Consider the following 21,234-nt stretch of genomic DNA (forward strand, 5'->3'; position numbering starts at 1 on the left):
TTATGTACGTAATATTCTGATATTTTACAATATTATATATTATAACAGATGATCTACTATTCATCTAATGTTTCATATATGAAATGTGAATCTAATGAAAAGTGAATGATAGATTTATTTTATGGTATAATTTCTAATAGTTCGAATACAACTTCTCCATCAGGATCTATCGTATAAATTGTGCCAACATTCGGTGCGAAATAACTTATATACGTATCCTCACCACTGTATATGCTTGTTACTTCAACGACATTTTCAAACGTTCCAGCCGTAACTTGTTTTGTTAGCCCAACATCCGTTATTTCCATATATACGTTATTCAACATATACTCCTCATAAGTTATACCTACTTCAATAGGATATGGAAGAACCATCCAATATTCACTTTCTATTACTCCCTCATACAACCCATCCTCATCCTCATGCATTGTGGAATGTGATGTTTCCCCTATTTCCTCTGATACCCAAAGATTCGTATCATTTGGACTATGTTCATACTTACCCGTATATTTAAGTGTATGTATGTCTCCTTCATAATTTTTAATTTTATATCGTTTATTTATATCGCGCATATAAGAATGTGTCTCAGACTTTTTTTCTTTTATATGTTTATCGTCATGCCCGGAATTCTTTTCCTTTGCCGTTGTGATTCTTTTCTCTTCTAATTTTACTGCGTTTGATTCTTCTTTCTTATCCTCTTTTGCATCGCTTTTTTCGTCATTAATAAACGTTGCAAATGGAATGTCATCTACATCCTTTGATTCTACTGGATCGACTTCTATGAGTGCTTGTTCTTGATTACAACCAATTAAAATAAAAATAAACCCGAATAAGATACATACCTTTTTCATACGCAAATCCCCCATTATATGTCATTACCCTTATTTGATTGGAAACAACTGTTAAGATCCTCCTTCTTACACATAATATAGAATAACTGCTATAAGACCGTTTATAATCGCTACACCGAAAAAGATAAGTGATATGAACAGAAAAATTGTCCCTCTTTGCACAAATGAATCAATGATCATCTCTCGTGGCTCATATGGATCATAATATATTCCCGACATTTGAATACGGCCTTTATAAAAACTCGACAGCTTGTTCATAACCAGTCCCATTCACTATATATATATCGGACAACTAATCTAGCTCCTTTAATTCCATGAATAAAACGTATTTTCATCATACAAAAAGCTAGGAGAAATGGCAATTGCCTTTTCCTAGCTCTCATATTACTCATAAATAAAATCGACGAGTTTTTCAAGTCCTTTCGAATTTTCAAAATTCGGATTCAAAATATATTTTGCATCTTCTAACATAATTTTATCTTCTTTTACTGCCGTTAATGTTTTCCAACCTGAATCCTCCATTAAATAACTAAATGATTCTTCCCCTTTACCAAAGAAGTCTAATAACACAATATAATCTGGATCCATTTTTATAATCTGTTCCATTTCTGCTGGGCCAGAACGTTCTAAATCAATACTATCAGTTGCCGGTGTTGCACCAGCCAATTGGATTAAATCATATGAAATATTTGTCGGTCCTAACATAAATGGTCCCATATCTCCTCCGACTTCCGATAATACTAATACAGATGGTGCATTCTCTTCAGGTACTTTTTCTTGAATCGCTTCTATTTCATCGTTCATCTTCTCTACTTTTTCTAGCGCAATTTCTTTTTTCCCGATTGCTTCCCCAATCGTTAAAGCTGCATCTTGGAATTTTTCTACCGTTACAAACGGACTGAATGAAAGAATCGGTGTATCAAATTGAGATAAAATATCTTCTGCATCTTCTTCTTGACCGTACATCTTCGTCATAATTAATAAATCTGTATCCAATGCGATAATTTCTTCTGGGTCGATATTTGTTGCTGCACCAATCCGTTCTTCCACTTGCTTTCCTTCTTCTACTTTCGTTGATAATAATGGGTCATCAATCCCTTTAGTCGTAGCCGTTATATCTTCTGGAGTTGTTAATTCTAATACAATTTCAGCTACTTCTAATGACATCGGTAAAATATTTTTCGGTACAGCTTCAACCGTCACGTCCTTTCCTTCCACATCTACTGTTACTGGAAATTGTGCTTCTTCTGTTTCTACATTCGTATCTTCTGTCACATTATTTGATGGTGTATCATTATTTGAACATGCAACAAATAATATCATGACAACAAAAAAAGGTAACACTTTTTTAAACATTACTTTCTATCTCCTCTATATACGGTGTAATCGTGACACGATTCATTTCTTCATCTTTTCGAATACGTGCATCAATATGATAAATATTTTTTAATAATGGCGCTGTTAACACCTCTTCAGGTGTTCCAATTTTTTGTACTTTTCCTTCATTTAATAAAAGTAATGTACGACAAAAGCGAGCAGCTAAATTCAAATCGTGTAAAACGATAACGATTGTTTTCCCTTGTTTACTTAATTTTTGTAACATCGTTAAAATTTTCAACTGATAATGGACATCTAATGCCGAAATTGGTTCATCTAATAAAATAATCGGTGTATCTTGAGCAAGTGCCTTCGCAATCATGACTAGTTGCCTTTGCCCACCAGATAAATGACGAATCGATTCATTTTGTAAGGCGGTCGTATCAGTTTGTTCCATCGCCCATTCAATCATTTCCTCATCTTTTTTCGTTTCACTTTTAAATAATGTTCCATACACATGACGTCCCATTTGAATGACATCTCTCACTAAAAAATCAAAGCCAACATCTGTTTCCTGTGGGACATAACTAATCATTTTTGCTAATTGTTTCGGGGTAAAAGTATGCTGTTGTTTTTCATGAAGCAATATATGTCCATTATGGTGTGTTTGAATATTTGCGATCGTTTTTAATAGTGTAGATTTCCCACTACCATTTGGCCCAATTAATCCAAAAAATTGTCCTTTATTAATAGTAAAATCAATATGATGTAAAATATGTTTACGCCCAATTTGAACATCCATATTTTCTAATGTTACTGCTTGCAACTTATCCCCTCCTAACAGAACGTAATATTAAAATGATAAAAATTGGAGCCCCGACCATCGCAGAAACAACTCCTACTTGTAATGTTACTGGTTGTAAAATCATGCGCGAAATTAAATCCATCATCATGAGAAAAATTGCACCAGTTAACATACTCGCTGGTAAAAGCAAACGATGATCAGCTCCAATGACGAGTCGCAACATATGTGGGACGACTAAACCGACAAAACTAATAATGCCGCTAACAGCAACTGCTGCACCTGTCATTAACGCGACAATAGTAAGTAATGAATTTCGAACGAGATGAAGCCTCACTCCTGAAGTGATTGCTTGCTCATCCCCTAATAACATGACATTTAAAGAACGACCAAATAAACAAATAATAATACTTCCTATTAAAATAATCGGACCGACAATCTTCACTTGTTCCCAAGTCGTCCCTTCCAATCCACCTTGTAACCATAATAATGCCCCACGTAATTCTTGTTCAGTGCTTGATGATGCGATTAATACATTCGTAAAAGAAGAGAAAAAGGCATTCATTCCAATACCGAGTAATAATAACAATGCGATACTATTACTATTCGTTACTCTCCAAACGAGCAAAATAAGTACCATTGCAAAAATTGCCCCTAAAAAAGCGACGAGAGGTAAAATCGCTTGATGAATTGCTGTTAGTCCTAGCGAAATTGCAAGAACCGCCCCGAAAGCTGCACCACTTGAAATCCCAATAAACCCCGGTTCTACAAGTGGATTTCGAAACAATCCTTGCATCGTCACCCCACTAATTGCTAAAGCACATCCGACAAGCCCTGCTAACAATACACGTGGCAGACGAATATCTGTAATAACTACGGCATGTTTATCTTCAAATACTATATCTACTGGTATAGATAGTTTATGCAAAAAAATATAGACTGTTTCCCTAAATGGGATCGAAACCGGTCCAATAGATACAGCAACAACGATGGAGATAAACAATAATATAGTAAGCACGATAATCGTTAATGTTTTATTCCATTCAAACAAGCGATGTTTGCCTTTTTCATTCATTTCCATTTATCTATTCCTCAATCTATCTGTTACTTTATACGTGTAAAAATTTTTCTAATTGTTCTTTTGGTAAATGGTGTCCAATATAAAATTGTTCAAATTCTCCATATAATGCTGTCACTTCATCAAAACGCATTTCGTATACAATTTTCTTAAATTGTAATGCATCGTGCGCAAATAATGTCACACCCCACTCAAACCTATCTAAACCAATTGAACCTGTAATAATTTGTTGTACTTTTCCTGCATATTTTCTTCCAGTTAAACTATGCTCATACAATAATTTAGAACGTGCACCTTTTTCTAATGTATACCAATTATTGTCTCCTTCTCGCTTACGGCTCATTGGGTAGAAACAAATATATTCCCACTTAGGTAAAATTGGCTTTAATCTTGCTTGTGTTTCCGGTAATGTTTCTGGATCTACTCCATTATCTGGACGATATTTTGCTAATTCTACAATGGATGTATATGAATGTGTTTGAATCAAATATTCTGCTAATTTTGTTTTATTTAGTGCCGTTTCCACTTCTGCTACTTGTGCAAACGTAGGGCGTAAAATCATAAGTAGTACATCGCCTTTATGACCAATTGCTTGATAAAGTGCATGGCTACCTTCTTTTTTCCCTTCCACGAGATCCCACTCTGTTAACAATTCATGAAACTGTGTAAGAGCTTCTGTTCTTTCTTTTTCACTCGCATTTTTCCATTTTTCCCAATCTACTTTTCGTAGGTCGTGCAAACAGCACCAACCATCCATCGTTTCTACTGCTTCAACCATAAAAATCAATCGCTCCTTTTGTATTGAAAAATGTTCATCTTTAATATAACATAATTTATATATACTAGACAGTCAATTAAGTCTTGTTCAAAAAATCGTAATAACTTTTTTAACATTCAAGCATACTAACAGCTAATTAAACAAAGTTATTCGAACAGTAATTTTTCACAAAATTTTAAAAAGAGGTGCAAAAATGGGAAAGAAAAAAGTTGGATTATTAATTATGGCATATGGAACTCCGTATGAACAATCGGATATTAAAAGGTATTACACACATATTCGTAACGGAAGAGAGCCATCACAGGAAGCTTTAGACGACTTAACAGAAAAATATGAAGCAATCGGTGGAGTATCACCAATGGCTAAAATTACGAAACAACAAGTAGAAGCAATTTCTGCAAAATTAAATGAACTACAAGACGATATTCAGTTCGAACCATTTATCGGATTAAAACATATCGAACCATTTATTGAAGATGCAGTTGATTCCATCCGCGAAGCAGGGATAGAACATATTGTTTCGCTTGTTCTCGCTCCACACTATTCTAGTTTGAGCATTAAAGGATATAATAAACGTGCAAAAGAAGCGGCAGATAAATATGATATTACAATTAGTTCTGTGGAAAGTTGGTATACAGAAGAAGGATTCATTGAATATTGGGCTAAATCCATTGAAGCGGAATATGTAAAAATGACAGAAGACGAACAAAAAAACGCAATCACATTATTTTCAGCACACAGTTTGCCAACAAATATTTTAAAAATCAATGATCCATACGTAGATCAATTAAAAGAAACAGCAAAATTAATTGCAAAGAAAGCAAATATTACAAATTATGAAGTTGCATGGCAAAGTGAAGGAAATACACGTGTCGAATGGTTAGGACCAGACGTCTGTGATGTGACGAAAAAATTATACAATGAAGACGGTTATCGTACATTCGTTTATGCACCAGTAGGATTCGTTTCCGACCACCTTGAAGTATTATATGACAATGACATCGAATGTAAAGAAGTATGTGATGAGTTAAATGCTAATTATTACAGACCGGAAATGCCTAATACCGACGCTCTATTCATAGAAACATTAGCAAAAGTTGTCCTGAATGAACTAAAAGTAAAAATATAAATCGGTAAAATATACCCTCTTTTTGTATGATGAAATGGCCGGAAGCATTACTCGTATTAATGCTAAAGAACATATGATTGATAGCGAAAAAGAAAGAGCTTATGAATTAATCGAGAAAAACACGAATCATGGTAGGAAAGAGAGCAAGATACAATGCTCTAAACCATGTTCGTGTTTTTTAATTTATAATCAACCTTTTATATAAAAGGGATTATGCTAATTGCGCTTCTTTAATAATCGTTTGTTTTGGTCCAAATAATTCATATTTAATATTTTGAACCGGTACACCAATTTCTGTTAATAAATTTGCAACATGCTCCATCATTGGTACAGGACCAACAACATAATAAATCATGTCTTCTTGTTTAATGTTCTCTAATACTTCTTTGTTAATGAAACCGTTGAAGTCTTGTTCTCCACCTTCGTTAATCGGATTGCTATAACCATACACATATTTTGCATTTTCCGCAGCGGCAACCATCTCTTTTACATCTTCATGGAACGCATGTAATTTTTCATTTTGTGCTGCGTGTAAAAATGTAATATCGCGAGTCGACTTTTCATCTATTAATTGTTCAAACATACTTAACATTGGTGTAATACCTACTCCACCACTAATAAATGCCACTGGAGCATCCTCTTCTGTTAAGGTAAATAATCCAGCTGGTGCACTCGCTTCAATTGTGTCGCCTACATGTACATTGTCATGTAAATGTGTTGATACAACACCATTTGGAGTATAGTCCACTTCTTTCTTCACTGAAATACGGAACTGTTTGCCATTTGGTTTAGTTGATAATGTATAATGGCGGATTTGTTTATGCTCTGCTCCTTCCGGATGTACACGGACAGATAAATATTGCCCTGCATCATACATCGGAACAACCCCACCATCTTTTGGCTCTAAGTAGAAAGATGTAATTACATCACTTTCCTTTACCTTATCGACAACGATAAAATCTTTGAAGCCTCTCCAGCCACCTTCTTTAGATTCTGCTTCTTTATACATTTCTTCTTCTACATCAATGAATACTTTTGCTAGTACACCATAAGTTTCCTCCCAAGCATTCATAATTTCATCTGTAGCCGCTTCCCCTAACACTTCTTTAATTGCAATTAATAAATTTTTTCCTACAATTGGGTAATGTTCTGGTAAAATGTTTAATCCACGGTGTTTGTGAGCAACTAAATTTACTTCATCAATAATCGTTTCTAATTGATCAATATTAGCTGCTGCTTGATATACCATATTCGCTAAAGCCTCTTGTTGTTGCCCTTTCGCTTGATTTGTCTTGTTAAAAATGTTTAATAATTCTGGGTTTGCTGCAAACATATTTTTGTAAAACACAGTTGTTATCGTTTTCCCGTGCTCTGCTAAAACTGGTGCCGTTGATTTAATAATATCCATCGTTTCCTTTGATAAAGTCATTTAAAATCTCTCCCCTATTTAAATATATATGATAAATATAAAACATGTATTTTTAATACACCTTTAGTGTAACGTGATATAAAATATCTATCAATACAAAATAAGGCATTATGAAGAGGTGTCAAAAAGTCGACACACCTCCTTCTTAATTTCGTCACAAACATTCATCTGAAATACATCTTAAAAAGATGTTATAATATATGTAGGTGATGAAAATGAGACTAACAAACTATACAGATTATGCTTTACGCGTCTTAATTTACTTAGCTGTAAAAGATAGTGATGAGAAATCAACGATTACAGAAATAACAGAAGCTTATAATGTGTCAAGAAACCATTTAATGAAGGTCATCCATCAGTTAGGAAAAATCGGGGTCATCGAGACGACTCGTGGACGTGGTGGTGGAATTGTATTAGCAAAACAACCTGAAGATATTACTATCGGTTCCATTGTTAGGGAAACGGAAGAAGATTTTCATATGGTAGAATGTTTTAATAGTGGGGCAAACCATTGTGTACTTTCACCTGTTTGTGGATTACGTAGTGTACTCGGGGAAGCATTGGCAGCATATTTAGCTGTATTAGATAAATATACGATTGCTGATATTATCGATCAACCATTAATGTTTAGAAGTTTACTCCAAATAGATCCATAAAATAAAATTGGATAAGTTGGAGATATAATCATATATAACGACAATACGATTTTATCCCAAACTTATCCTAAGTCTATTGCTTTACAATAATGGTCGGTTCTGTTGCTTCTTGAACTTGTTCAAATGTATATCCATTTAACAATTCCACTAACTCCAACCCTTTATCTGTCACATCTAATACAGCCCTATCTGTAATAATGCGATCGACAACTCCTTGGCCAGTTAATGGTAAAGCACACTGTTTTAAAATTTTTGGTGCACCATCACGTGTAACATGATCCATAATTACGATAACCTTTTTCGCCCCATGCACAAGGTCCATTGCTCCGCCCATTCCTTTTACCATTTTTCCAGGAATCATCCAATTCGCTAAATCTCCAGTTTCAGATACTTCCATTCCACCTAAAATAGCAACATCAATATGACCACCACGGATCATCGCAAAAGACTCTGCATTACTAAAGAAGCTTGCTCCTTTAATAGTTGTAACGGTTTCTTTTCCAGCATTTATTAAATCAGGATCTACTTCCTCTTCTGTCGGATATGGTCCAATCCCTAACAATCCATTTTCAGACTGTAAAACAACTTGTTTATTATCGGAAATATAGTTCGCAACCATTGTTGGCATACCAATTCCTAAATTAACATAATCCCCATCATTTATTTCTTTTTCCGCTCTTTTTACAATTTGTATTCTCGTATTATTCGCCATGTTTGATCCTCCTATCCTTCTTTTGTCGTCAAGCGTTCAATTCGTTTTTCTTGGTCACCTTGTACTAGCGCATCTACATAAATTCCTGGTGTATGAATTTGATCTGGATCAATTGCTCCAGTTTCTACAATTTCTTCCGCTTCAACAATAGTATATTTTCCGGCAGCAGCCATCATTGGATTAAAATTGCGTGCCGTTTTTCTAAACACCAAGTTTCCAGATGTATCTGCTTTCCATGCTCGTATTAGACTAACATCAGCGAGAAATGCTTCTTCTAACACATATTCTTTTCCATTAAACTCTCGTACTTCTTTCCCTTCAGCAATTGGTGTTCCTACTCCTGTCGGTGTATAGAAGGCAGGAATTCCTGCACCACCTGCACGAATTTTTTCTGCCAAAGTTCCTTGTGGCACTAATGTAACGTTTAGTTCTCCACTTAAAAACTGACGTTCAAATTCTTTGTTTTCTCCAACATATGATGCAATCATATGGGATATCTGTTTATCTTGTAATAGTAATCCTAATCCCCAGTCATCTACTCCACAGTTATTCGAAATAACCGTTAAATCTTTTACTCCTTTATGACGAACTGCTTGGATTAAATTTTCTGGAATGCCGACAAGACCAAATCCGCCAACCATTAATGTCATCCCATCTTCAATATGTTCAACCGCTTCTTGTGCGTTATTAAATATACGTTTCATCTCTTCCACCTACTCATTCATAATTTTTTACGATTGTGGCAACACCTTGCCCACCACCAATACATAATGTCGCTAAACCGTATGTTGATTTTCTTCGTTTCATCTCATGTAACAATGTTACAAAAATACGTGTTCCACTCGCACCAATAGGATGACCTAAAGCTATTGCCCCACCGTTTACATTCACTTTACTCATATCAAATTGAAGATCTTTGGCAACTGCTAATGATTGTGCAGCAAATGCTTCATTCGCTTCAATTAAATCAACATCTTTTAATGGGATATTCGCTTTCTTTAACACTTTTTCTGTCGCATAAATTGGACCTAATCCCATGACACTTGGATCCAATGCCGCACTTGCATTCGCTACTAGCGTCGCTAATGGTGTTACACCTAAAGCTTCTGCCTTTTCTTTACTCATTAAAAGTACGGCCGCTGCCCCATCATTAATACCTGATGCATTACCAGCCGTAACAGAGCCATCTTTTTTAAAAGCAGGGCGAAGTTTAGCCATAGATTCTACAGAAGCATCATCACGAATATATTCGTCTTCTTGAAATACAATTGGTTCTCCACGACGTTGTGGGATTTCAACTGGTACAATTTCATCAGCGAATTTTCCTTCTTTTCTCGCTTTCGCTGCTTTTTTCTGACTTTCAACTGCAAACATATCTTGTTCTTCTCGTGTTAATTCATAACGGTCACAAATATTTTCTGCTGTTATCCCCATATGATAATCATGGAAAGCACACCATAATCCATCCTGAATCATACTATCAACAAGTGTTTTATTTCCCATACGTAAGCCATTTCTAGCATCCATCGATAAATACGGAGCTTGACTCATGTTCTCCATCCCACCTGCAACGATTACATCAGCATCACCTAATGCAATTGCTTGTTGTGCTAAATGGATCGCTTTCAAACCTGAACCACACACTTTATTTATCGTTAATGCTGGGACATGATCAGGTAAACCTGCTTTTATTGAAGCTTGTCGTGCCGGATTTTGTCCTAAACCAGCTTGAAGTACATTCCCCAAAATAACTTCGTCCACTTGGTCACCTGTAATTTTGCTATCATCTAATACGCGTTTTATAACTTGTGCTCCCAATTCTGTCGCAGAAACAGAAGATAGTGATCCACCAAAACTACCTATTGCCGTTCGTAAAGCGCTTACAACTACAACTTCTCGCATATAAAATCCCCATCCTCTCATAAGAATCGTTTCTTATATTTTACTTCGCTTTTATTTATAAGTAAAATGAATATATCGAATATCAACTATTCTGATACCGAATATATCGGAGGTGCACATATGGATTTGAAATTATTAGAGCATTTTATTTCAGTCGTACAGTATGGAAGTTTCTCTCGAGCTGCTCAACAATCTTTCGTTTCTCAGCCAACGTTAAGTAAGTCAATTAAAAAATTAGAAGAACAACTCCAAGTCATTTTATTTGAACGTTCCACAAGAAAATTACGTTTAACAGATGCAGGTGAACTCGTTTATGAACAGTCTTTAAAAATAATTGGTTCAACAAATGAACTTTTTACGTTAATTGATGATTTCATAGAAAAACCCTCTGGAACAGTCAATATCGGTATTCCGCCTTTAATCGGCACTTTATTTTTCCCTATTATCGCCAAGAACTTTGTTCCAAAACATCCGAACATTTCACTGCAATTAGTGGAACATGGTGCAAAGAAAATTGAATATTTAGTAGACGATGGACAAATTGATCTCGGGATTGTCGTTTTACCAGTAAATGAAAAACTTTTTTCTGTTACGCAAATCGTCCATGAACCTTTCAAATGTTTCGTGCATGTTGAACATCCTTTCGCATCTAAAACAAAAATTACTATCCATGAACTAAAAAACGAATCCTTTATTTTATTTAATAGTGAGTTCGCTTTACATCATTTAATTATTAACTATTGCGAGAACCTCGGGAAGTTTCATCCCAAAATTGCTTTTGAAACTTCACAATGGGATGTTATTGCAGAACTTGTTGCGGCACAAGTTGGTATGACACTTTTACCTGAATCAATTTATAAAAAAATGGACACTCGTACAATCACATCCATCGAATTAATCGATGCACCAATGTGGCAATTAGGCGTCATTACAAAAAAAGACCGCTACACATCATATGCATTACAAACATTGCTTCATTTTTTACAAAAACAATTTTCCGATGGTGTAGATAAGAAGGAGTTAAAAGAATAGTTTATGAAATAACTGCATATTATGTCGGAGTACAAGATTGACAAAGAGAAACCTTTAGTAATATAAAAACCCCCAAACAAACTAATTTCAGTATGTTTTGGGGGTGGTATACAGTGTGAATGTTCACTCGTTCAATATGTTATGATACTTTTCTTTTTTTGGCATATTCAGCTGTTGCTGTAAATAAAACGTCAGATGATGAGTTAAGTGCCGTCTCACAAGAATCTTGGATTACTCCAATGACAAAACCTATCGCAACGACTTGCATCGCAACATCATCTGAAATACCGAGCAAACTACATGCTAATGGGATAAGTAATAACGACCCACCAGCCACTCCTGATGCCCCAGCTGCAGAGACAGCAGATAAGACCATTAAAATAACGGCAGTGAATAAATCGACTTTCACACCTAATGTATGTGCTGCTGCCATCGATAAAACAGAAATCGTTACTGCTGCTCCTGCCATATTGATTGTTGCACCTAAAGGTATAGAAACAGCATATGTATCTTTATTTAAATTTAACTTTTCAGCCAAATTCATATTTACCGGGATATTTGCTGCCGAACTTCTAGTGAAAAATGCTGTAACACCACTTTCCTTTAACACTGTAAAAACGAGTGGATATGGATTTTTCCGTGTTGCAATAAAGACCATAATCGGGTTCATTACTAACGCAATAAACAACATCGTTCCTACTAAGATAATAATTAAACGACCATATTCTCCTAAAGCTGCAAAGCCAGTTGTTGATACAGTATCAAATACGATACCTAAAATTCCAATTGGTGCTAAGCTAATGACCCATTGAACGATCTTCGTTACAGCTTCAGATACGTTTGCTATCATTGTTTTCGTTGAACTATGTGCTGCACGTAATGCAACCCCTAATAATAATGCCCAAACTAAAATTCCTAAATAATTTGCTTCCATAATGGCTGTTACTGGGTTTGTAACAATATTAAATAACAACGTTTCTAATACTTCTCCAATCCCACTTGGTGGAGCAACATCTTGTGCCTCCGTTTTTAATGTGAGTGTCGTTGGAAAAATAAAACTTACGACTACCGCGACTAATCCAGCTAAAAAAGTACTAATAATATAGAGTACTAGTACCCCTTTTACAGCTGTTTCTTTTCCACTAACATGAGACGCAATCGCATTTAATACAAGTACAAAAACAAGTACCGGTGCTACCGCTTTTAATGCTTCAACAAATAATGTCCCGAGCATAGATAACACACTTAATTGTTCAGGAAATAATAATGCTAAAATAAGTCCAATAACAATACCAATCATAATGCGCACGACTAAACTCATTCGATTCCACATATGAAACAATTCGCCCATATTTATCCTCCCTTTTTAAATACTGTTATTCTTTCAATTATATAGAGGTTTAGTCTGTAACACAATAATATATGTAATTTTCTAACAACTATTTCTACCTAGTTTCTTTTACCACTTTGAGTCTTATATCGCTCTCATTTTCTACTTATTATTACAACAGAAAATATTCGTTCTCAAATGAGAGAAAGGATGATAAATCCTTTTTATCGTATTTTCATACGCTCATAAATTAGACATGGTGATGTACTTGAACTATCATGAATCAAGCATCTTTAATAACTAATTTTTAATTTATAATAATAGTAATAGTGAATAAAGAATGATCAAAATATGGTGTAGCAAATTCAAGTACAATAAAAAAGCTAAAGGGTAATCGAGGTTTCCTTCTCACCTCGTACCCTCTAGCTTATTTTTATAATAACTGCAATGTTGTAATACAAGTACCATCCTCTTTAAATGTAGAAATTTCTGCCACTACTTTTCTTCCCTCTTCTTCAGCCTCAATCGAAATATCAAATGTCTCATCTCTCGGTAACCATAAATCAACAAAGCCATTGGCTTCTGAATTCATCATTTCTTCCACTACTGTTTTTCCATCTTTATCTTTAATAAGAATATTGAACTCTTGATCTACTAGCTCTCCCTGACATCCAGTTAAACTATGATCCTTACAAGGATGTGTCTCATTAAAGAATGGTGCAATTGAAACGAAAAATTCATCTTCTGGTAAATCATGAACGATTTCTTCCTCATTTTCATCAGTAATTATTAATTGTTCCGACGTGATTGATGCTTGATGTCCTTCCACATTTCCAACACTATAGTCATTTACTAATGCTTTTAACTCCTCTTTACTTAATGATCCAGTAGCCTCATTTTCATTATTTCCCCCACCACAGGCGGCTAAAAATAATACGGACATTAATGCAACAGAAAATAATACCTTTTTCATACTTTTTCACTCCATCTCTTTATTCTTTTTCATTATAAGGGTCTCTCTCATAAATGTCATTACAATTCACAGTTTATTCGATTTTAAAGCTGTATTTAAAATATATCTACCCTTACTTTTGGCTCTATTTCACCCTGGTTTCCTTGTATTTCTAACAAAAATGTTTTATAATTCGACGTGACGAGGTGAATAATAATGAAGAAAAACGTAGAAAAAACTGTATCTGTTTTAATGTGGATTGTAGTGGCATTAACTATACTTATCTTTTTCGCTGCTATTATGTTCGGCCACGCTAAAGGTTACGACTTTATCTTCGGTTTCGTCGGATTCGAAGATGTATCACAAATTACTAAAACAGTACTGCAAAGTGTCGGAACAATAGGTTAACAAAAAACATCCCGCTGTAAATGGGATGTTTTTTTAGGCAATTTTTTCACAATATAAGATACAACATACATCCCGTACATAAAAAGTACTCATACATGTTATGACTTTTTTGTAAACGCTATCTCTTTATTCTTCCATATAATTGTTGTGCATAATAAAACGTTAACTAAAAATCTACCGAGGTGAAAACATGAAAAAATTTAATATTGCATTAATACCTGGAGATGGAATTGGTCCAGACGTCGTAAATGAAGGAGTAAAAGTATTAAAAGCAATCGAACAATTAGATAAAAACATCTCCTTCTCATTCACATCATTTCCGTGGGGATGTGAATATTATTTAGAACACGGGAGAATGATGGACGAAGATGGGATCGAAACTTTAAAACAATTTGATGCGATTTATTTAGGTGCAGTAGGTTATCCAGGCGTTCCTGACCACATCTCATTGTGGGATTTATTATTAAGAATAAGAAAAGAATTTGATTTGTATGTAAATTTACGCCCGATTACATTATTACATGAACATTTAACTCCATTAAAAAATAAAACAAAAAAAGATATTGATTTTTTAGTTATTCGAGAAAATAGTGAAGGTGAATATGCGGGTGCTGGTGATTGGCTTTTTAAAGAAAAGGCTGAGGAAGTCGTCTTACAAACAGGTGTATTTTCCCGTAAAGGTACTGAACGAATCATCCGCTACGCTTATGAAGAAGCACGAAAACAAAAGAAATCCTTAACGAGTATAAGTAAAGGGAATGCATTAAACTACTCCATGGTTTTTTGGGATGAAGTGTTTGAAGAAATCGGAAGAGAATTTCCAGATGTAGAAACATACTCTTATTTAGTCGATGCAGCGAGTCTCTATTTTGTTTCTAATCCTGAAAGATTTGAAATCGTCGTAACATCGAATTTATTTGGCGATATTTTAACAGATATTGGGGCAGCGATTACGGGGGGCATGGGACTCGCTACTGGAGCAAATATTCATCCTGATAAAAAATATCCATCTATGTTTGAACCTGTCCATGGGTCTGCTCCTGATATCGCTGGTCAAGGCATCGCAAATCCTTTAGCTGCCATATGGTCTGTTAGCCAAATGATGGATTATTTCGAAGAGGAGAAATGGGGTGCACTTATTCTTGAAACTATGAAAGAAATATTACATGATACAGACAAATTAACCCCTGATTTGCAAGGTACAGCATCCACATCAGAGCTTGGTGATTATTTTATTCAGGTATTAAAAAATAAGTATGTTAAATAATTAAAATGAATAAAATAAGTTAGAGTTTGAATTACTTTAAAATAGCTACAGAAATGTGCTCTTCGTTATCATAGTATAATGAATTCAAAGCACATTTCTTTCGTTTGTATGGAATTTCCCCTCTAATTTTTTTATTTACTTCTTCCCTTTAATGTTATATATTTTTTGCATCCAAATTTTTCTTACATCATTCCTGTCTTTATTTTTATTCTCAATTACTAATCTCCTTCATTGAATCTCCCTATCCTCTTTGCTTATAATTGAAGTATTAGTTAAAAAATTTTGGAGGAACATCGTGAAACTTATCCTATCATTTTTGAAAAAATACGATATTGCCATATATGTAGCATATAGCTTAACCTTAATTGAACTTGTTTCCGAACTACTTTTCCCTTTCATACTAGGAATTATGATTAATAACGGAATCATGAATGAAAATATGGATGAAATTATTAAATGGGGAATGATCATGTTCGGAATTACTATAATTTCTTTTACAGCCGGAATGACAAATTCATACATTTCAGCACATATTAGTGTTAGCTCTGCTTACGATATTCGAAAGAAATTATTCGCAGCAATTCAAGAATTTACATTTGAACAACTAAGTAAATATCCGACATCTGCACTTGTAACAAGGTTTACAAATGATGTCCGACAAATTCAAAATACTGTTTTTATGGGATTACGTATTATGGTCCGAGCCCCACTTATGGTAATCGGTAGTGTTATTATGGCGTTTATTGTCAACCCGAAAATATCGATAGTCTTTCTCATAACCGTCCCAATTTTAATCATCTTTTTATTCACTGTTTTAAATATAGGTAGAAAAATGTTCGTACGTGTACAGCAGAATGTCGATAAAGTAAACCTCGTCATTCAAGAAAATATTGCTGGAATGCGAGTTATTAAAGCTTTTGTCCGTGGAAAAAATGAAAATAAACGTTTTAGTGAAGCGAACGAAACACTCGCCCGAAATACAGAGAAAGCTTTCCGCTTCATGGAATCTTCCATGCCTGTACTCATGTTCATTATGAACATAAGTTTAGTCATCATTCTTTATGTTGGTCATCAACAAATTCAAATTGGGACAACATCTGTCGGAGATGTTGTTGCAATTGTGAACTATGCATTACGCACAGTAATGGCTATTTCTATGTTTACATTTTTAACATTAGCATTCGCTCGTGCAACATCATCTGCAGAACGAATTGCACCCATTTTAGAAGAAAAAGTAGACAAACCGATACTTAAGCATGACTACACGGTAAAACATGGTGCTATTACATTTGATCAAGTTAATTTTACATACCCAAACGATACAGTTAACGTTTTACAACATGTATCTTTTCATATAAAACCCGGAGAAACAGTTGCAATACTTGGGTCAACTGGAGCGGGAAAAACAACATTATTCCAACTTATTCCTAAGTTATATGCTCCTTCAAGTGGAGAAATTTTTCTAGACGATCAACCGTTACATATGTATGATACGACGAATTTACGTACACAAATTGGATATGTACCGCAAAGTCCCCTACTCTTTACAGGGACTATTAGAGAAAATATAAGTTTTGGTAAAGCTGACATGTCTGGTACGATGCTTATAAAAGCCGCGAAAGATGCACAAATTCATGATACGATTACTTCTTTTCAACATGGATATGATACGGTTGTCGGTCAAAAAGGAGTCAATTTATCTGGTGGACAAAAACAACGTATATCCATTGCGCGCGCCCTTTTATTGCAGCCAAAAATTTTAATGTTAGATGATGCAACAAGTGCATTAGATACAAAAACAGAACATCTTTTATTAGATGCATTACGAACGTATGAATGTACGACATTAATTATTACACAAAAAATTTCAACGGCGAAACAAGCGGACAATATACTACTTCTCGATCAAGGAAAAGTCGTTGATTTTGCAAATCATGCAACATTATTAGAACGCTCTGCATTTTACCAGCGTATCGTGGAGTCACAAGCAGAAAGGGAGATTTCCCATGAGTAAAGCCGAAATAAAAAAAGCTTTTCAATATAATAAAATTGATATAAGTAATACAAACCCGGCAACAAAAACAGCGAAGCCTAGAAATAGTTGGCATACAATCAAACGGATTTTTACTTATCTTAAGCAATATAAATGGATGCTATTTCTCGTTATTTTTGCAGTACTTGCAAGCAGTGGTTTAAGTTTACTCGGTCCCTATTTAGTCGGAATGACAATCGATGATTTTATCGTCACCAAACGTCCTGACGGTTTACTGACTATATTAATCTTGTTAATTATCGTATATATATTGCATACATTATCTATCTTCTTACAAAACTATTGGATGATTGGCATTGCGCAAAAAACTGTTTATACATTGCGTAAAGATGTATTTGAGCAGTTCCATCGTTTACCGATTTCTTATTTTGATAAAAGACAACAAGGAGAATTAATGAGTCGGGTAACAAATGATATCGATAATATTAATAACACCTTAAATCAGTCGGTCATTCAAATCTTTTCTAGTGTCATAACTTTAGTTGGAACTGTTACTGTCATGCTCCTATTAAGTCCATTATTGACACTGATTACGATGACGATTATTCCTATCATGTTTTTTGCTATGCGGGCCATTACAAAACGAACAGGTCCACTTTATAAAGTACAACAAAAAGATTTAGGTGAATTAAACGGGTTTATCGAAGAAATGGTGTCCGGACAAGAAGTCGTGAAAGTGTTCTCTCAAGAAAAACATGTCATCAATGAATTCGATGAAAAAAACAAACAGTTACAATTATCAAGTTTTTGGGCACAAACGATTGCCGGCTTCATACCCAAAGTCATGAACACATTAAACTTCTTAAGTTTTGCATTTATTGCTTTTTTTGGTGGTATATTAGCGATAAAAGGATATATTACAGTAGGAGTTATCGTTATTTTCACTGAGTATGCACGCCAATTTACCCGTCCATTAAATGAATTGTCGAACCAATTTAATATTTTACTATCTGCGATTGCAGGTGCTGAGCGTGTCTTCCAAGTGTTAGATGAACAAGCTGAAGAAGACGATGAAGTAGATGCCGTTGACATCCATCATGTAAAAGGTCATTTTATTTTTGATGACGTTACATTCGGTTATGATGAGACACCGATTTTAAAAAATATTCACTTTGAAGTTCAACCAGGTGAAATGGTGGCATTTGTCGGACATACTGGTGCTGGAAAAACGACGATTATTAATTTAATTTCTCGCTTTTACAATTATGATTTCGGGGAAATTTTATTAGATGGAATACCATTAAATCAAATAAAACGTGCATCATTACGTCAACATATGGCATTCGTTTTACAAGACTCATTTTTATTCCAAGATACTGTGAAGGAAAATATCCGTTATGGAAAAATGGATGCAACAGATGAAGAAGTAATAGAAGCAGCAAAACGCGCAAATGCACATGATTTCATTATGCGTCTTCCAAATGGGTATGAAACAGTATTAGACCAAGAACGTAGTTCGATTAGTAAAGGACAAGTACAATTAATTACCATTGCTAGAGCGATGATTGCAGATCCAGAAATTTTAATTTTAGATGAAGCGACGAGCAATATCGACACGATAACAGAATTAAATATTCAAGCTGGTTTACAAGCTTTAATGAAAAATCGGACAAGCTTTGTCATCGCTCATCGATTAAACACAATCCAACGTGCTGATCAAATCATAATGCTTGAACATGGGGAAATAATCGAACGTGGTACACATGCACAATTGTTACGGAAAAAAGGAACATATTATGATCTATTTCAAACATAAAGGAGTTTATAACATGGCTAGAAAAGGAACAATGAATATGTACACGATAGAGAGTGAATTTTTACAAGAAAACATGAATATAAAGGTATATGAACCAGAACAATATGATGCGATTTATGAAAGACAAATTTGTATTATGCAAGACGGTGATGACTATTTTAATATGGGACGTGTTGCAACAGTAAGTGATCGTCTACATGAGGAGGACGAATTAATAAACACTATTTTCGTTGGCATTCATTATATGGACCGCGAAGATCGTTGGCGTAAATATTATCCTTTAGGGGATCAACATGAAGCATATAAAAATTTTCTATTAAAAGAAGTGCTTCCTTTTTTAGAAGCTTTACTTCCTATCCATCCTTTAGGAACAACGTACAGTTTAATGGGTGATTCATTAGCCGCAACATTTGCACTTATATTAGGAACGGAAAACCCGAACACTTTTTCCTCCATTATTTTACAATCTCCTTTAGTAGACGAGCCTGTATTAAATATAGTGGAAGACGTACATGATTTTAATCAATTGACGATCTATCATTCGATTGGATTACAAGAGGATGCGGTTATTACAACGAAAGATGAGGGAATGGACTTTATCGAGCCGAACAAACAATTACACGCTTTATTACAAAAACGAAATAATGATTACACATATACCGAAATTGATGTAGGAAATCATACGTGGAAACATTGGCAAAAGGAGTTACCTGATGTACTCACTCATATATTAGGATAAGATATCATATATTTTTCTTCTTTAGTATTTATTTAAACTTTGGTATACTAATTTAGTAGATACATTAAAAAGAGAATAAAAATTGAAATTGGAGGTCGAACGATGACATATGGAATTGTAATTTTCCCATCCGTTGATATACAAGATGAGGCAAATGCGCTTCGTAAACGATACGATCCGAAATACCCTTATATTTCACCACATATAACTTTAAAATATCCATTCCAAATGGACGCACAAGAACGTGATGAAACAGTGAAAGCATTAGAAGAAATTGCACAAGAAACCGAACCATTTCAAATCGAAGTAACGAAAATAAGTTCATTTTCTCCTGTTTCGAATGCGATTTACTTAAAAGTGGAAGATAATGAGCATTTAAACAAATTGAATGAAAAAATGCATGAAGGAGTATTTGATGCACATCGTGAGCATGCGTTCATTCCACATATTACTATCGCACAAGACTTACCAAGTGATGAATACTCTGATATATACAGTAGTTTAAGAATGCGTCAAATTCATTTTACAGACACGATTGATCGATTTCAATTATGTAAACAACTAGATAATGGAAATTGGACTGTTCACACGACATTCCACTTCGGTAAAAAATAATGGAAATTTTTATCGTACAAAATGAACAACAATTACAAGACGCATACACAATTCGAAAAAAAGTATTTGTAGAGGAACAGAACGTCCCTCTTTCCATTGAATTAGATGAACATGACGAACATGCCACACATTTTATTTGTTATGATTCCAGCAATAAACCAGTTGGAGCCTCTCGCCTACGTTTTATAGATAATTATGGAAAATTAGAACGTATTTGCGTAGATAAAGGTTTACGCGGAAAATCAATCGGTAAAAAGATAATTGAAATAATGGAAGTTGAAATCATTCATCAAGGATATCATGAGGCTGTTTTAAACGCTCAAACACATGCGACTACATTTTATGAAAAATTAGGGTATGAAGTTATTTCTGATGAATTCATAGATGCTGGTATCCCACACGTAACGATGAAAAAAACATTATAAAAC

21 protein-coding genes are annotated in these 21,234 nt (G+C 34.5%); 10 read left to right on the forward strand and 11 right to left on the reverse strand.

Going from position 1 to position 21,234, the window contains the following annotated elements; translation table 11 throughout:
• Positions 1-119: 119 nt before the first annotated feature.
• From SPD45_RS13160 to hemQ, 5 genes are all read right to left on the reverse strand, one after another.
• Positions 120-851, reverse strand: a complete 732-nt coding sequence (locus tag SPD45_RS13160; protein ID WP_336268240.1) for a hypothetical protein — start codon at positions 849-851, stop codon at positions 120-122.
• A 384-nt stretch (positions 852-1,235) separates the two neighbouring features.
• Positions 1,236-2,207: an ABC transporter substrate-binding protein gene (locus SPD45_RS13165; RefSeq protein WP_336268241.1), complete on the reverse strand. Its 972-nt coding sequence runs from the start codon at positions 2,205-2,207 to the stop codon at positions 1,236-1,238.
• Positions 2,200-2,994 (reverse strand): ABC transporter ATP-binding protein, encoded by a 795-nt coding sequence (locus SPD45_RS13170; protein WP_336268242.1) that lies wholly within the window; start codon positions 2,992-2,994, stop codon positions 2,200-2,202. Before SPD45_RS13170 ends, SPD45_RS13165 begins: the two co-directional genes overlap by 8 nt.
• Position 2,995: 1 nt before the next feature.
• Positions 2,996-4,051 carry a FecCD family ABC transporter permease gene (locus SPD45_RS13175; RefSeq protein WP_336268243.1) on the reverse strand — a complete coding sequence of 352 codons (1,056 nt, stop codon included), beginning with the start codon at positions 4,049-4,051 and terminating at the stop codon, positions 2,996-2,998.
• Positions 4,052-4,079: 28 nt separating this feature from the next.
• Positions 4,080-4,826, reverse strand: a complete 747-nt coding sequence (hemQ, locus tag SPD45_RS13180) for a hydrogen peroxide-dependent heme synthase (protein WP_336268244.1) — start codon at positions 4,824-4,826, stop codon at positions 4,080-4,082.
• Between the two features lie 193 nt (positions 4,827-5,019).
• Here hemQ and hemH point away from each other — a divergent pair, with 193 nt between their 5' ends.
• Positions 5,020-5,955 (forward strand): ferrochelatase, encoded by a 936-nt coding sequence (gene hemH, locus SPD45_RS13185; protein ID WP_336268245.1) that lies wholly within the window; start codon positions 5,020-5,022, stop codon positions 5,953-5,955.
• Positions 5,956-6,166: 211 nt separating this feature from the next.
• Here the strand turns inward: hemH and hmpA are convergent, their stop codons facing one another.
• On the reverse strand, positions 6,167-7,384 hold the full coding sequence (hmpA, locus tag SPD45_RS13190; RefSeq protein WP_336268246.1) for an NO-inducible flavohemoprotein: 1,218 nt from the start codon (positions 7,382-7,384) through the stop codon (positions 6,167-6,169).
• Positions 7,385-7,599: 215 nt separating this feature from the next.
• On the opposite strand from hmpA, the gene SPD45_RS13195 reads away from it, so the two are divergent.
• Complete coding sequence (locus SPD45_RS13195) at positions 7,600-8,040, forward strand: RrF2 family transcriptional regulator (protein ID WP_336268247.1); 441 nt, start codon at positions 7,600-7,602, stop codon at positions 8,038-8,040.
• A 73-nt stretch (positions 8,041-8,113) separates the two neighbouring features.
• Here the strand turns inward: SPD45_RS13195 and SPD45_RS13200 are convergent, their stop codons facing one another.
• The 3 genes from SPD45_RS13200 to SPD45_RS13210 are packed head-to-tail and all read right to left on the reverse strand — an operon-like array spanning position 8,114 to position 10,654.
• Complete coding sequence (locus tag SPD45_RS13200) at positions 8,114-8,752, reverse strand: CoA transferase subunit B (protein WP_336268248.1); 639 nt, start codon at positions 8,750-8,752, stop codon at positions 8,114-8,116.
• 11 nt (positions 8,753-8,763) lie between these two features.
• The gene (locus tag SPD45_RS13205) at positions 8,764-9,456 is read right to left on the reverse strand and encodes a CoA transferase subunit A (protein WP_336268249.1); all 693 of its coding nucleotides are present in this window, start codon (positions 9,454-9,456) and stop codon (positions 8,764-8,766) included.
• A 13-nt stretch (positions 9,457-9,469) separates the two neighbouring features.
• Complete coding sequence (locus tag SPD45_RS13210; protein ID WP_336268250.1) at positions 9,470-10,654, reverse strand: acetyl-CoA C-acetyltransferase; 1,185 nt, start codon at positions 10,652-10,654, stop codon at positions 9,470-9,472.
• Positions 10,655-10,774: 120 nt separating this feature from the next.
• Between SPD45_RS13210 and SPD45_RS13215 the strand changes: the two genes are divergently transcribed.
• Complete coding sequence (locus SPD45_RS13215; RefSeq protein WP_336268251.1) at positions 10,775-11,686, forward strand: LysR family transcriptional regulator; 912 nt, start codon at positions 10,775-10,777, stop codon at positions 11,684-11,686.
• A gap of 139 nt (positions 11,687-11,825) precedes the next feature.
• Here the strand turns inward: SPD45_RS13215 and sstT are convergent, their stop codons facing one another.
• Complete coding sequence (gene sstT / locus SPD45_RS13220) at positions 11,826-13,037, reverse strand: serine/threonine transporter SstT (protein ID WP_336268252.1); 1,212 nt, start codon at positions 13,035-13,037, stop codon at positions 11,826-11,828.
• Between the two features lie 412 nt (positions 13,038-13,449).
• A complete protein-coding gene (locus SPD45_RS13225) occupies positions 13,450-13,989 on the reverse strand; it encodes a CueP family metal-binding protein (protein WP_336268253.1) in 540 nt (179 codons plus the stop codon).
• Between the two features lie 195 nt (positions 13,990-14,184).
• On the opposite strand from SPD45_RS13225, the gene SPD45_RS13230 reads away from it, so the two are divergent.
• The 7 genes from SPD45_RS13230 to SPD45_RS13260 all read left to right on the forward strand — a co-directional run bounded on the left by SPD45_RS13230 (position 14,185) and on the right by SPD45_RS13260 (position 21,231).
• On the forward strand, positions 14,185-14,376 hold the full coding sequence (locus SPD45_RS13230) for a hypothetical protein (RefSeq protein WP_336268254.1): 192 nt from the start codon (positions 14,185-14,187) through the stop codon (positions 14,374-14,376).
• Positions 14,377-14,566: 190 nt separating this feature from the next.
• Positions 14,567-15,643: a tartrate dehydrogenase gene (locus SPD45_RS13235; RefSeq protein WP_336268255.1), complete on the forward strand. Its 1,077-nt coding sequence runs from the start codon at positions 14,567-14,569 to the stop codon at positions 15,641-15,643.
• A 295-nt stretch (positions 15,644-15,938) separates the two neighbouring features.
• Positions 15,939-17,657 carry an ABC transporter ATP-binding protein gene (locus SPD45_RS13240; RefSeq protein ID WP_336268256.1) on the forward strand — a complete coding sequence of 573 codons (1,719 nt, stop codon included), beginning with the start codon at positions 15,939-15,941 and terminating at the stop codon, positions 17,655-17,657.
• Complete coding sequence (locus tag SPD45_RS13245; protein WP_336268257.1) at positions 17,650-19,452, forward strand: ABC transporter ATP-binding protein; 1,803 nt, start codon at positions 17,650-17,652, stop codon at positions 19,450-19,452. The genes SPD45_RS13240 and SPD45_RS13245 overlap by 8 nt, the downstream gene beginning before the upstream one ends.
• Before the next feature lie 13 nt (positions 19,453-19,465).
• The gene (locus tag SPD45_RS13250) at positions 19,466-20,191 is read left to right on the forward strand and encodes an alpha/beta hydrolase (protein WP_336268258.1); all 726 of its coding nucleotides are present in this window, start codon (positions 19,466-19,468) and stop codon (positions 20,189-20,191) included.
• Between the two features lie 102 nt (positions 20,192-20,293).
• Positions 20,294-20,806: a 2'-5' RNA ligase family protein gene (locus SPD45_RS13255; RefSeq protein ID WP_336268259.1), complete on the forward strand. Its 513-nt coding sequence runs from the start codon at positions 20,294-20,296 to the stop codon at positions 20,804-20,806.
• On the forward strand, positions 20,806-21,231 hold the full coding sequence (locus SPD45_RS13260; protein ID WP_336268260.1) for a GNAT family N-acetyltransferase: 426 nt from the start codon (positions 20,806-20,808) through the stop codon (positions 21,229-21,231). Before SPD45_RS13255 ends, SPD45_RS13260 begins: the two co-directional genes overlap by 1 nt.
• Positions 21,232-21,234 lie beyond the last annotated feature (3 nt).

The sequence above is a fragment of the Pseudogracilibacillus sp. SO10305 genome (assembly GCF_037072005.1).
Taxonomy (GTDB): Bacteria; Bacillota; Bacilli; order Bacillales; family Amphibacillaceae; genus Pseudogracilibacillus; species Pseudogracilibacillus intestinigallinarum.